At 48.3% G+C, this 13,822-nt stretch carries 9 protein-coding genes and 1 riboswitch; all 9 genes read left to right on the top strand.

Features of this window, described 5'->3' with window-relative positions:
- Positions 1–225: 225 nt before the first annotated feature.
- The 9 genes from MHI06_RS26970 (at position 226) to glyA (ending at position 13,775) form a co-directional block, all read left to right on the top strand.
- A complete protein-coding gene (locus MHI06_RS26970) occupies positions 226–1,446 on the top strand; it encodes an FtsW/RodA/SpoVE family cell cycle protein (RefSeq protein ID WP_340399641.1) in 1,221 nt (406 codons plus the stop codon).
- Positions 1,447–1,703: 257 nt separating this feature from the next.
- Positions 1,704–2,363 carry a stage II sporulation protein R gene (gene spoIIR / locus MHI06_RS26965; protein WP_340399640.1) on the top strand — a complete coding sequence of 220 codons (660 nt, stop codon included), beginning with the start codon at positions 1,704–1,706 and terminating at the stop codon, positions 2,361–2,363.
- A 354-nt stretch (positions 2,364–2,717) separates the two neighbouring features.
- On the top strand, positions 2,718–3,785 hold the full coding sequence (locus tag MHI06_RS26960) for an L-threonylcarbamoyladenylate synthase (protein ID WP_340402190.1): 1,068 nt from the start codon (positions 2,718–2,720) through the stop codon (positions 3,783–3,785).
- Between the two features lie 352 nt (positions 3,786–4,137).
- Positions 4,138–5,565, top strand: coding sequence for a dockerin type I domain-containing protein (locus MHI06_RS26955; RefSeq protein WP_340399639.1), 1,428 nt, complete (start codon positions 4,138–4,140; stop codon positions 5,563–5,565).
- A 2-nt stretch (positions 5,566–5,567) separates the two neighbouring features.
- On the top strand, positions 5,568–9,932 hold the full coding sequence (locus MHI06_RS26950; RefSeq protein ID WP_340399638.1) for a cohesin domain-containing protein: 4,365 nt from the start codon (positions 5,568–5,570) through the stop codon (positions 9,930–9,932).
- 273 nt (positions 9,933–10,205) lie between these two features.
- Positions 10,206–10,766 carry a manganese efflux pump MntP family protein gene (locus tag MHI06_RS26945; protein WP_340399637.1) on the top strand — a complete coding sequence of 187 codons (561 nt, stop codon included), beginning with the start codon at positions 10,206–10,208 and terminating at the stop codon, positions 10,764–10,766.
- A gap of 58 nt (positions 10,767–10,824) precedes the next feature.
- Positions 10,825–11,397: a low molecular weight protein arginine phosphatase gene (locus MHI06_RS26940; protein WP_062836957.1), complete on the top strand. Its 573-nt coding sequence runs from the start codon at positions 10,825–10,827 to the stop codon at positions 11,395–11,397.
- 96 nt (positions 11,398–11,493) lie between these two features.
- Positions 11,494–11,575, top strand: a riboswitch (ZMP/ZTP riboswitch).
- Between the two features lie 141 nt (positions 11,576–11,716).
- Complete coding sequence (locus MHI06_RS26935) at positions 11,717–12,310, top strand: TIGR01440 family protein (protein WP_169479777.1); 594 nt, start codon at positions 11,717–11,719, stop codon at positions 12,308–12,310.
- A 217-nt stretch (positions 12,311–12,527) separates the two neighbouring features.
- Positions 12,528–13,775: a serine hydroxymethyltransferase gene (gene glyA / locus MHI06_RS26930; protein WP_169479776.1), complete on the top strand. Its 1,248-nt coding sequence runs from the start codon at positions 12,528–12,530 to the stop codon at positions 13,773–13,775.
- Positions 13,776–13,822: the final 47 nt, after the last annotated feature.

The raw sequence follows: 13,822 nt of genomic DNA, 5'->3' as shown, positions 1-13,822 counted from the left end.
GAGTCCGTTAACTATAAAAACCCTGGAACAGATCAGCCTAATTTACATTGGGATGGATGTTTTGGGGTTTTTATTGTTTTTACGGTGTAATTCAAGCCATTGAATAGTTCACTTTTTAACCTGAAGCAACCCAGATTTCCATTTTATTATCCAATTATATACAATGGTAATATTGAGTTTAATTGGAAATGATGGAATGATGAATCCAGGGGGATGAACGGGGTCATGTTGAGAATGCTGAAAAAGATGGATGGTGTGATTCTTTTTGTAATGCTGTTGCTCATGATTATAAGTATATTTGCTATTTATAGCGGGACGCAGACAGATGCCAACCTGGCGAATCATCATGTCAAAACGCTGTATTTCTATGTGGCCGGGTTCATTGCAGTGCTCGTCATCGGGCTTGTGAATTACAAGTTATACGTGAAATATGCGTTTTATTTGTATGGCTTGGGGATCATATTGTTGATCCTGGCCAATGTACTAGGCAGTTCGATCAATAATGCCAACGGCTGGCTGAAGCTGGGCGACAATTTTTCTTTTCAACCGGCAGAGCTGTTCAAGATGATTCTGATCCTGTTCCTCACCCATTTAATTGTGAAGAGGCAACGAAGCACGCTGGAGTTCTGGAGAGATATTGTGCCGATTGGTTGCTGGGCGTTTATTCCGTTTGCACTGGTTATGGCTCAGAATGATTTGGGAAATGCGCTGGGATATGTGGTGATTCTGGTTGCAGTGTTCTGGATCGGAAATATGAGACTGAAGCACGTATTGATCGGGCTGGCGATTGTGGGAGTGGCGTTTTTTGGATTTGTCAAAGCCTATACCTTCTACCATGATGAAGTATTTACCTTTCTTGAAAAGGTAAAACGAGAGCATTGGGCGGAGCGGATTGATCCCTGGCTTGTACCGGAAAAGGCTACCTCCAAAGCTTCTTGGCATACGAAAAATGCAGGTTTAGCCATCGGTTCTGGGGGCATCATCGGCAAAGGTTATTTGCAAGGCACATCCGTTCAGAGTGGACGAGTCCCCTATACGTATTCTGATTCCATATTTGTCGTGATCGCAGAGGAGTTTGGGTTTGTCGGTGCATCCATTTTGATTCTGTTGTACTTTATCCTGATCCACCGCATGGTACTGATTGCTCTGGCATGCAGAGATCGTGCTGGACCCGTCATCATTGTAGGTATTATCGGAATGCTATTGTATCAGGTGTTTGAGAATGTGGGGGCGTTTCTTGGGCTGATGCCGCTCACAGGTATAACGTTACCGTTTATCAGTTACGGCGGTACTTCTTTGCTTATTAATATGGCTTGTATTGGGGTAGTTATGAGCATTAAGTTGTACGGACAGGAAGAGGAGGATGAACTTCTGATGGGGGAGCAGCAGCCTCGGTTGTCGGAACGTTTATGGAATATGCTCAAGAAAGAGAAAAGTGCTGTGTAACTGTTGAGTCGGTATAGGTAAGAAGTTAAGCGGTGGAGCGTATAACGTGATCGTACTTAGAAATGAAGAGGTTGATTTGCCCTGTAATCAGGTACGAATCAGCCTTTTTAACATGACTGGTGAGTGAATGTAAATCATAGAATCGATCTAGTAGATTTATTGCAAATGATAGGTTTACTTCCGATTCCCCGGGGGCATACTGATAGACATGAGAGAGTTGCAGGCAACGTGATCAGAGAGCCGAGGGGGAGAACGGAATGAACAGACGAATTGTAAAGCAAATTGGACTTATTATTGTATGTCTTATGATGATTATCATGATGTGGGAAGGTCAGAAAACGGATGCAGCTGTGGCAGCCACAGCGATTCCGGAACAATCGATTCGCTTGCGTATTCTAGCAAACTCGGATGCACCGGGGGATCAATTGGTGAAACGAGAGATTCGGGATGCTGTCGTTGCGCAGATGGGCGATTGGGTAGCCGAGCTGGAAAATCCGCAAAGTCTGGATGAAGCGCGCAAGGTTATTCGTGAGCATTTGTCCGAGATTGAGAATAGAGTAGGAGAAGAGTTGGCCAGTCGCGGTTTAAATTATGAGTATCAGGTGGAGCTGGGTTCTGTTCCGTTCCCAACCAAACTATATGGTGGCACCGTGTATCCTGCTGGAGATTATGAAGCGGTTCGGATCACGCTGGGCGAAGGCAAAGGTCAGAACTGGTGGTGTGTGTTGTTCCCGCCGCTGTGCTTCATTGATGCAGGAACTGGGGATGCACTGGCGAAACCTTCAACCGTATCGGCCGCAGCTGCTGAACCTGGAGATGCAGAGGCATCCGTGCAGGGAGATACACCGGAGGCGAGATTCTTTCTGTGGGATATGGCTGTGAAACTGTGGAGTTGGGTCACTGGATTATTCGCATAACAACGAATTTATACTATTAATTAGGGCGACTTCGATTCAGGAAGCTGCCCTTTTGATATGAATTGGTGGCGAATTTACAGAGAGACCCATACGTGGAGCGAAGTGTGAAGGGCATCCGAGTTGGGACAGGTATGTTATAATTACTTATATTGAATATGTGTGTGAACCAACCTACTTGAAGTTTAGGAATGATGATATATGAGCAGAGAAAACGAACCAGTGCAACACACCTCTGAGATGAGGGATGGTAGAGAAGAACGTGATATGAAAGCTCCGGGAGAGCTGGTCACCGAGATGTGGGATGTACGTGTCTTGGTGAGCGCTGAGAACGATCACGGATTGGGTAATATTGAAATGTTGGATGTGAAAAAGGGGAGCGCCGATCAACAGGCACTCGCCGACTTGCAGGCTGCCGCAGCCTGCATTCGTCAAGGTCAGACGGTGGCCTTTCCGACCGAGACGGTCTATGGCTTGGGTGCCGATGCACGTAGCACAGCAGCCGTAGAGGCTGTATTTGTCGCCAAAGGCCGACCTTCCGACAATCCACTGATTGTGCATATCGCGCACCGTGACCAGTTGGATGCGCTGGTCACGGAAGTGAATGAAACAGCGGAAGCGCTGATGGCGGCCTTCTGGCCGGGACCACTGACGCTTGTGCTGCCGGTTAGGCCGGGGGCGGTGTCCCCACGTGTCACCGCCGGACTGGACACGGTGGCCGTGCGCATGCCGGACCACCCGGTGGCCTTGCAGTTGATCGCGGCGGCGGCATGCCCTGTGGCTGCGCCAAGCGCCAACCGCTCCGGGCGGCCAAGCCCGACACTCGCGTCTCATGTGCGCGAGGATCTGGATGGCCGCATCGGCTGCATTGTGGACGGCGGCCCCACCGGGGTGGGCGTCGAGTCGACGGTTGTGCAGGTCGGTGACGACGGTACCGTCACCATCCTGCGCCCTGGCGGCATTACGGCGGAACAGCTGTCCGCCGTTGCCGCCCGTGTCGCCACGGACCCCGCGCTACTCGCGGAGGGGTCCGATGGCGTGGGCAGCCCGGCGCCGCGCTCGCCGGGCATGAAGTACACGCACTACGCACCCGCAGGGGCGCTGTGCGTGGTGGAGGGGCCGCCCGCAGCTGTGGCGGCCTGGATCAGCGCCGCCCTCGCAGAGGCGGCGCAGCGCGGAGAGCGCACCGCGGTGCTGGCGTTCGCCGAGCACGCGGAGCAGTACCGCGCCGATGCCGTGTTCTCGCTGGGTGACGCCAGCGAGCTGGAAGAAGCAGCGCGCCGGCTATACGCCGCGCTGCGCAGCTGCGATGAGCAGGGCGCCACATATATTGTGGCTGAAGCCTGCTCACGCGAAGGGCTGGGAGCAGCCGTCATGAATCGGCTGCTCAAAGCAGCGGGTCACCGACTAATACTAGTCGGATGACCCCCGGTTCCCGGATATCTGAGCTGTGTTTCAGTTGGACTTACGCAGGTTATTTCCTTCGGAAACGTAATGGTTGATCACAGAGCTTGATCCATGATCAACTACTCCATTTCTAGCGTTACCCCACCTTCCTGGTACTTAAAATCTCACTGCTGAAGTACGAACAAGTAGATCTATACCAAAGGACAGGCTTTACATCTAATTTTCGATGTGGGCCTGTTTTTTTTTTTTTTTTTTGATAAGTTTGGCGTTACGTCGATAAACAGGATGAAACATGTCGGATTTTAAGGTTTCTTTAATGTCTGATTTTATATACTCACACCACGGATGTAGTTCTATAGGAGTGGGAGGAATGGATCAAATGAAATTGAAATGGAATAGTCGGTGGTTAAGCAAATTACCTGTGTTCATGATTATTGTACTATGTGCAGGTCTTGGAGCTGTGCCAGCAACTGCGGATGGTGCCGTGACAGGGGAATGGAGTTCATGGGGTAAGGAAGGGGGAGGATCAGGGACTGGTTTGGGTGAGTTTATTAGTCCGTATGATGTGGCGGTAGATCCTGAAGGGAATGTATATGTGGTAGATAGTGGGAACAACCGTATTCAGATACTGAACATTCTCACGAATCAATGGACTTCTTTGGGACAGTTTGGGAATGCGCTTGGTGAATTTAGTGAACCTGTTAGCATAGCAATGGATGCTGCTGGTAATTTGTATATAGCCGATACAGGAAATAACCGGATTCAGAAGCAGGATGCCCAAACGAAACAATGGACTCAATGGGGGAAGAGTGGAGGGGCTTCTGGTACCAACGAAGGTGAATTCTCATCTCCATATGGCATAGCGCTAGATCACGAAGATAATTTGTATGTATCAGATAACTTTAATAGTCGGATTCAGAAGTTGGATCTTGCAACCAATGAATGGAGTGTGATCGGTAAGGCAGGACAAGCATTGGGCGAATTTAACTACGCTTATGATGTGGCTATAGATAATAAGGGCAATGTGTATGTGGTAGATGCAGGAAATAATCGCATTCAGAAACTGGATGCCGCTACGAATACATGGAGCGAATGGGGCAGAGGCGAGAGAAGAACGGGCTCTGGCTTGGGCGAATTCTTTTTCCCCAGTGGGATAGCAGTAGATCACAGAGGAGATATCTATGTATCAGATGTAGGCAATCACAGAATCCAAAAGCTGAATGTTAATACGAATCAATGGAGTGAGTGGGGGAAACCAGGTAGTAGTGGGAATGGCTTGGGTGAGTTTGATTTTCCATTTGGGTTGACAATAGACAATACTGGAAATCTGTATGTGGCAGATAACAATAATAATCGCATCCAGAAGTTTGGTCCGCCACGATTAGTAAATCTCAACTATGAGCAAGGTGATCACGGAACGATCAGTGCTATAAGTGAGCAGGTAGTCGTCGGTGAGAACCCGGTTTCCGTGCCAACAGTAACACCAGATCGCGGTTATCGCTTCATAGGGTGGAGTGCGGATGGCGGTGTGACGAAACTGAGTACGGGGCAGGTATTAAATACGATCGTGACAGAGGCAGTAACGTATACCGCCTTTTATAGCAAAATAATATTTGGGGATGCCGATGGGGATGGCATCATAACACCAGCAGATGCATTACTGTTGACCCAGCATATCAAAGAAAAGATTACACTCACTTCCGAGCAGCTTGCAGGTCTTGATCTGAACGAGGATGGCGAGTGGGATATGACGGATGTGCAGTTGATCTTGGCAATATACACAGGAAGGGAACGATAAGGATGAAGTCTTATTTTTCAAAGGGAAGATCTGTAATCTGGAATAGAGTATGGGCGATGCTTCTGGTCGTGAGTATGATTAGTTCTACGGGCGGTATGTTTGTACAGGCAGCAGATGATCAAGCCATTATAGAGATTGGTACAGCTAGTGGAGCGCCAGGAGAGACCGTGGAAGTTCCAGTCACTGTCAAGGAGACTAGTGTAGATATTAGAGATTATACGACATGGATTGAGTATGATGCAGATATTCTTGAAGTGGATAAAATTGTATCCAATATGCATAATGATGGTGATTTCACACCCGACGCGCGAGTAGCAGGTTCTTTGATGGCGAGGACGTCACTATCAACACTGGCGCAAACGGGTGACAAGTTGTACACAATTACCTTTAGAATCAAGAGCGGCGTTCCAGCAGGCACAGAGGCAATCTTGAGTTTCCAAAATGGTGAAGGTGAATTTGTAGTATCCAACTTGTCTGGTTATGATATCCCGACAGCTCCAATTTCAGGCAAGGTAACCGTAACAGGAGGTAACTCTTCTGGCAATGGCCCGCAAACACCAGGAGTTGTTCAGCAAGTGAAGGCAACGGGTGGAGATGGCGAAGTAATATTGGACTGGGGCGCAGTAACGGAAGCCACCTATTACAATGTGTATATGGGGACGGTGTCAGGTCAATTATCAACGACACCAGTAGCCTCGAACCTGACGACTACACAGTACACCGTACCTGAACTGACAAATGGCACAACGTATTATTTTGCCATTGCGGCAGGGAATGCGAACGGAGTGGGCACTGCATCGCAAGAAGTGAATGCAACCCCGGCGAAGCGGGTTGTAATCAGAATCGGTACGGTTAGCGGAGCGCCAGGGGATACGGTGGAAGTTCCAATAACAGTAACATCCACGCCAGAGAATATCGCCGCTTATGAAATCGAATTAAGTTTTGATGCATCTGCCTTGCAAATAAGCGATATTAGGAAAGAAAGGGAGGGGAGCTTTTTCCCCGACTTTGACAATGCAGAAGGGTGGTTGTATACGTTTTGGTTGGATGAAAATGGAGGAGATACACCGATCCGGGCAGGGGATAAGATATTTACCATTAGCTTTAAGATCAAGGATGAAGCAGTAGAGAAGGACTATCCTATAGAGGACTTATTATTGAACTTCACGGGTGTTTCTCGTAATTTTTTGGAGAATAGGACTGCAATTCCAGGCAAGGTGACAGTTACCAGAGATGGTTCTTCAGGCAATAATCCACAAATACCAGGTGTCGTAGAAAATGTAGAAGCAACCAGTGGAGACGAAGAGGTAACATTGGAATGGGATGCAGTTCAGGGAGCCGCCTATTACAATGTGTATATGGGGACGGCGTCAGGTCAATTATCAACGACATCCCTAGTTTCCAACCTGACCACCACGCAATATACCGTACCTGAACTGACGAATGGTACAACGTACTACTTTGCCATTGCAGCAGGGAATGCGAATGGAGTGGGTACTGCATCGCAAGAAGTGAATGCGACACCAACGAGTCCGGTTTCCCCCAAGGCGACGATTGAGATCGATACAGTTAGCGGAGCACCAGGGGAGAGTGTTGAGGTTCCAGTTATCGTCAAGGAGACGAATACACCCATTAGAAGTTTTACAACATGGATCGAATATGATGCAAATGTTCTGGAAATTGTACAAATTGTTCCCAATATAGGAAGTATGAATGACTTTATGATCAATACGGATGAAGAGAATCTGATCATGGCGAACTCATTTTTATCATCGGGGCCGCTAGCTCAGACGGGTGACACGCTGTACACGATTACGTTTAGAATCAAAAATGGAGTTGTAGCAGGTACACAGACCCTCCTCAATTTCCATAGCGGAGAGGGTAAATTTTTACTATCAAACGGGGCTGGTCAGCCGATCTCAGGAACCCCGGCGTCAGGCAAGGTGACCATAGCAGGAGACAACTCAACAGGCAATGGTCCGCAAGTACCAGGCGTTCCACTAGATGTAAAGGCAACGAGTGGAGATGGTGAGGTAACATTGGAATGGGACGAAGTACCGGGAGCTACCTTTTACAATGTCTATCTGGGAACGACAGCAGGTCAAGCATCAACGACCCCAATAGCTACCAATCTGACCACAACGCAGTATACCGTACCTGAACTGACGAATGGCACAACATATTATTTCACCATCGCAGCAGGAAACGTGAACGGACTGGGCACCGCATCACTGGAAGTGAGCGCAACGCCAACGAAGCCGGTTGCAGACAAGGCAACGATTACGATAGGTACAGTTAGCGGAGCGCCAGGTGATACGGTGAAAGTTCCGGTAATTTTATCCGTTACACCAGAGAATATCGGTGCTTATGGAATGAAGGTTGATTTTGATGCTTCTGCATTGCAAATCACCGAGGTGAAGGGAGAAGCGGGTGATACGTTTTCTTCAAGCTTTGACAACGAAGCAGGCTGGGTGAAGACAGGTTGGGCAGACAGTAATGCAGGTGATACGCCGATTAAGGCAGGCGATAAGTTGTTTGAGATCAGCTTCAAGATCAAGACAGGAGCGGACGTGAACGATTATCTGATACAGGTTGTGGATCAACAAGACGTATCCTCCCTGATCTTCACAAGTGTTTCTCGTGAGAGCTTGGAGAAGTCTGTAACAGCAGGTAAAGTAATCGTCACAACAGGGGGTTCATCGGGTAACGACCAGGAAGTGCCAGACACCGTGCAGAATGTGAAGGCAACAGGTGGAGCAGGTCAAGTTGCGCTGATGTGGGATAGCGTAGAGGGAGCGACCTATTACAATGTGTATGCGGGGACAGCATCAGGACAAGTATCTGCTACGCCATTGGCTTCGAATCTGACAGCTACGACATATACGGCAACAGGTTTGACGAATGGTACGACATATTATTTTGTGATTAAGGCAGGCAACGATAAGGGTCTTGGTGATGCATCGCAGGAAATCAGTGCTACGCCAACGACAAGCAACAATAATGATGGTGGAAGTAACAACGGGGGTACGGGCAATAATAATGGTGGTACCTCGGCAGGTGGTGGTTCTGTTGGAACTGGATCATCTACAGGCAGTGCCGGCACTGGAAACACGGCGGAGAACGACGCGGTTATTGTTCTTGTTAATGGTAAAGAAGAGCGCGCCGGGACGATGACAAGAGGAGTACGTGACGGTCAACAATTGACAACCATCCATATAGACCCTCAGAAGTTAGAGGAAAAGTTAGCAGCTGAAGGCTTGGGTGCGATTGTGACCATTCCCGTACAGGTGGAGTCAGGTATCATTGTAGGTGAATTGGATGGACAAATGGTTCGAAATATGGAGAACAAGCAGGCGGTACTGGAACTGAAAACCGACCGGGCAACATATACCATTCCAGCAGGTCAACTGCAAATTCAATCCATTTCAGATCAATTGGGTCAAGCTATAGCACTTTCGGACATCAAGGTGCAGATCGAGATTGCTACACCAACAGAAGCGATGCTACAGACGGTGAAAGATGCAGCGACAACAGGAGCATTTGAAGTTGTGTTGCCTCCATTAGATTTCAGCGTTAAAGCTAGCTATGGCAACCTGACGGTGGAAGTATCCAGATTCAATGTGTACGTCCAGCGTAGTGTTGTACTGCCAAGTGATATTGATCCGAACAAAATTACGACAGGTGTTGTCGTAGCACCGGACGGGTCTGTGCGACATGTCCCAACGAAGGTCGTGAAGGAAGATGAGACGTATTATGCTCATATTAACAGCCTGACTAACAGCACATATTCGGTTGTCTGGCATCCGCTAGAGTTTGCTGATGTGGCAGATCACTGGTCGAAGTCAGCGGTGAATGATATGGGTTCACGGATGGTTATTGAAGGCACAGGTAATGGACAATTTAGTCCAGACCGAAACATTACTCGCGCGGAGTTCGCGGCTGTTATGGTAAGAGGTTTAGGGCTGGCACCAATGCAAGGAGCGTCCAGCTTTACGGATGTAAAGTCATCGGACTGGTACAACCAAGTCGTGAATACAGCATATAACTATAAACTGATCGATGGCTACGAGGATGGCAGCTTCCGTCCAGATGACAAGATTACGAGAGAACAGGCAATGGTGATGTTGTCGAGAGCTATGCAAGTTGTAGGTCTAACAGTGGATCCAAATACGTCTGAGGCGTTACGGAACGGATATAAAGATGCTGGAACAGTATCTGCGTGGGCGCAACAAGGTGTGGCAGCTAGTGTTGGAGCAGGAATCGTACAAGGTAGAAATGATGCGAATCTTGCACCTCAGCATACAATGACTCGTGCTGAAGTAGCAGTTACAATCCAACGCTTGCTTCAACAAGCCGAGTTAATCTAAGACATTACCTAATCTAAGAAACAACATAACCCTTTGGTCATGGCAGTTGCCTGACTAGAGGGTTATTGTCGTGCGAAATGATGCAGTCTTTGAAAGGTCTCTATTTTCCTCTATGATCCTCTCTCTTCATACGATACAATGATATGATTCGAACTAGCAGGGTCTGTATTCGAATGCTGGTTAGTCTGCCCTGAAAGAATACCTTCCGGTCATGTTTAGGTCCTTGTCCGCATAACGTGTACAAGAACCTTTACGTGACTTGGGGGTATGGGGATGTGGGATGTGTCTGCCCATGTAGGGCAGTTGGTAACCATTTTGATCATGGCTGTTGCGCTAGGTCTTGATGCGTTCTCGCTCGGAATCGGAATTGGCATGAAGGGCATTCGACTGCGGGATGTATTGCGGATCAGTACAGTAACAGCGCTGTTTCATATCATCATGCCGCTCATCGGCATGTACATGGGCAAATACGTCAGCTCGCTGCTGGGTGACATTACGACTTATGCCGCAGGTGGATTGCTTATCCTGCTGGGTGGTCATATGATTCTGAATGCATTCCGTGAAGGCGATACGAAGCTGGTGGACCATCGTTCCCTGCTCGGCGTCGTTTTGTTTTCCCTCAGTGTAAGTGTGGATTCGTTTTCCGTGGGTGTTTCACTAGGAATGTTTAGTAGTGATCTGGTATTGACCGTACTTGCTTTCGGCGTGTGTGGCGGGGCGATGTCGGTTATGGGTCTGCTATTAGGTCGCCGGGTGAGCCGGAATCTGGGTGATTACGGTGAAGCTATTGGTGGCGCAATCTTGCTTGCGTTTGGACTTTTGTTTATATTTTAGATTAAAACTTGAGAAATCATATCATTCGCATCATATGTAAAATGGGGAGGCTAACACAATGAAACATATTTTATTCGTATGTACAGGAAATACGTGCCGCAGCCCCATGGCAGAGGGGCTCTTGCGAAAATTGGCATCGGAGCGCGGCATTCAGGTAGAGGTTCGCTCCGCAGGTGTGGCAGCAACGTCGGGTATGCCGATTTCCCGTCATGCTGAAGCGGTTTTGAGAGATCATAACGTTGAAGGTCCACCTCATTCCACACAACTTAGCTCCAACTTGGTAGGTTGGGCTGATCTGGTTCTTACGCTAACACGCAGTCATAAGCAGCATGTCATGCAGGTATTTCCCGACTCGGTCCACAAAACCTATACATTGAAAGAATATGTGGAGGATGATGAACAGGTATTAAATGATGTTCAGGAATTGGACAGCCTGTTTGCGACGCTGGAGATGAAACGTGCCCTTGGCCAAGAGATCCTGGCATCGGAGCGTGAGCGAGCCATCGAGATCAGACAACGTATTCCAAGTTTCGACATCTCTGATCCGTTTGGTGGCAGTCGTGATGATTACAATATAGCTGCGGCCGAGATTCGGACCGCATTGGACCGGCTTTTGGATAAGCTGGGATAATTCTGTTCCTGCAGGGCAGGTTATAAAAACAGGACACATGATGTAAATTAACCGTTGATTTTAGCCGCAGGTTGTTTTATGATGAAGGGGAAAACAGGGATCCGGTGTAACTGGCGACGAAGTGGGCATAACCACGATGGAGCACCGGAACAAACGGCCGGTCGCCTGGGCAAAAGAGCAATTCTGCGTTACCCGCAGACTGCTCTTTTTTTCGTCTTTCATCTGATTATTCGCTATAATAGTACCTGAGATGCCGTGCAAGAATACGAAGGACAACCAAGTTAAAGCGGGCATGATTTTATCGGGAGGCGATGATAGGATGACTATTGAGTTAGATTCGGAACAACCCGGATTGCAGGAACAGACCGCATCCATTCTGCATGAACTGGCGCTTGCCGGACAGCTTGGGCCTGGACAGATCGTTGTGATCGGTACAAGCACAAGTGAAGTCGCAGGCGCTCGGATTGGTACGAGTGGTGCCATTGAAGTGGCACAGCAGCTTCTTGCGGGTATACGCGAGGTGCAGGAGGAATTCGGTTTTGACACGGTATTCCAATGTTGTGAGCATCTGAACCGTGCGCTGGTAATGGAACGTTCTGTGCTTACTCGACTTGGATTGACCGAGGTTGGTGCAGTACCCGTGCCCAAGGCCGGAGGTTCAATGGCATCCGCAGCATATCGTTCGCTGACCGATCCATGCCTGGCTGAACATGTGCAGGCCCATGCGGGACTGGACATTGGGGAAACGATGATTGGAATGCATTTAAGACATGTGGCCGTACCTTTTCGTACAGCGCTCCGCTATGTTGGAGATGCACGTGTGACCACAGCGTTGACTCGTCCGAAGTTGATTGGCGGCGAACGCGCGGTGTATCGTATGGAAGAACAACCAGATTCGACATTTTGTGACTAACATATAAAGCGAGACTAATTGGGTTACACTCCTGACTTTGATTGCATCACCGTCTTCCGATCGCTGTTATCCCCAGATTTTTTAATTCCCTATTAAAGGGGAAATCCGGTGATAAAGGCGACCACTTCGTTTCTTCAGATTGGTGTTGCACTCGCCGTTTTCGTGTAAACATTAGTTTCACTTTATAACTTCACTTATAACTGGGAGGAATTTAATCATGGAACAATTGCGCAAGAATGACCCGGCAGTACTGGAAGCGATGAATCTTGAACTGAAACGTCAACAGAACAACATCGAACTGATTGCATCCGAGAACATCGTAAGTGAAGCAGTAATCGAAGCATTGGGATCTGTTCTGACCAACAAGTACGCTGAAGGATATCCAGGCAAACGCTACTATGGCGGTTGTGAGCATGTGGACATCGTTGAAGACATCGCGCGTGATCGTGCAAAAGAATTGTTCGGAGCAGAACACGTGAATGTTCAACCTCACTCCGGTGCACAAGCGAACATGGCAGTGTATCTTGCAGCGTTGAAACCTGGTGATACTGTACTGGGTATGAACCTTGCTCATGGTGGACACCTCACACACGGTAGCCCGGTTAACGCATCCGGCTTGCTGTACAACTTCGTAGCATACGGCGTACAGGAAGATACATTCCTGATTGATTATGATGAAGTGCGCAAAGCGGCTTTCAAACACCGTCCTCGTATGATCGTTGCAGGTGCCAGTGCATATCCGCGTACCATTGATTTTGAAAAGCTGGCTTCCATTGCCAATGATGTTGGTGCGTTGTTCATGGTGGATATGGCTCACATCGCAGGACTGGTTGCTGCTGGATTGCATCCAAGCCCAGTTCCGCATGCGCATTTCGTAACAACAACAACACATAAAACGCTGCGTGGACCACGCGGGGGTATGATTATGTGTACCAAAGCATGGGCAGCAGCAATTGATAAAGCCGTATTCCCTGGTTCCCAAGGTGGACCTCTGATGCACGTGATCGCTTCCAAAGCGGTAGCATTCGGTGAAGCTTTGCAACCATCGTTCAAAACATATGCTGAGAATGTTGTGAAAAACGCACAAGTTCTGGCTGAAACACTGATCGCTGAAGGATTGAACATCGTATCCGGTGGTACAGATAACCACTTGATGCTGATCGACACACGCAGTGTGAACATCACTGGTAAGGAAGCTGAGCATGTGCTCGATTCCATCGGCATTACCGTGAACAAAAATGCAATTCCATTCGACCCTACAAGCCCGTTTGTAACGAGCGGTATTCGAATTGGTACACCTGCTGCAACTTCCCGTGGCATGAACGAAGAAGCGATGGTAGCGATCGGTAAGATCATTGCCAAAACGCTGAAAAATCCAAAAGATACAGCGAAGCTGGATGAAGCGCGTGCAGAAGTGACTGCACTTACAGACCAATTCCCGCTATATACCGATCTTAAATACTAAAAAAACTTTGCTCATGCTGTTTGTATTTGAGATGTTCTTAATGTACA

This window comes from Paenibacillus sp. FSL H8-0079 (assembly GCF_037991315.1).
Classification (GTDB): domain Bacteria; phylum Bacillota; class Bacilli; order Paenibacillales; family Paenibacillaceae; genus Paenibacillus.
The sequence above is the reverse complement of the archived record's forward strand: the minus strand, read 5'-3'. Positions and strand labels throughout refer to the sequence as shown.

Coding starts and splice junctions, on each gene's coding strand:
- MHI06_RS26970 (WP_340399641.1), top strand. CDS start 226: ATGTTGAGAATGCTGAAAAAGATGGATGGTGTGATTCTTTTTGTAATG.
- spoIIR (WP_340399640.1), top strand. CDS start 1,704: ATGAACAGACGAATTGTAAAGCAAATTGGACTTATTATTGTATGTCTT.
- MHI06_RS26960 (WP_340402190.1), top strand. CDS start 2,718: ATGTTGGATGTGAAAAAGGGGAGCGCCGATCAACAGGCACTCGCCGAC.
- MHI06_RS26955 (WP_340399639.1), top strand. CDS start 4,138: ATGGATCAAATGAAATTGAAATGGAATAGTCGGTGGTTAAGCAAATTA.
- MHI06_RS26950 (WP_340399638.1), top strand. CDS start 5,568: ATGAAGTCTTATTTTTCAAAGGGAAGATCTGTAATCTGGAATAGAGTA.
- MHI06_RS26945 (WP_340399637.1), top strand. CDS start 10,206: ATGTGGGATGTGTCTGCCCATGTAGGGCAGTTGGTAACCATTTTGATC.
- MHI06_RS26940 (WP_062836957.1), top strand. CDS start 10,825: ATGAAACATATTTTATTCGTATGTACAGGAAATACGTGCCGCAGCCCC.
- MHI06_RS26935 (WP_169479777.1), top strand. CDS start 11,717: ATGACTATTGAGTTAGATTCGGAACAACCCGGATTGCAGGAACAGACC.
- glyA (WP_169479776.1), top strand. CDS start 12,528: ATGGAACAATTGCGCAAGAATGACCCGGCAGTACTGGAAGCGATGAAT.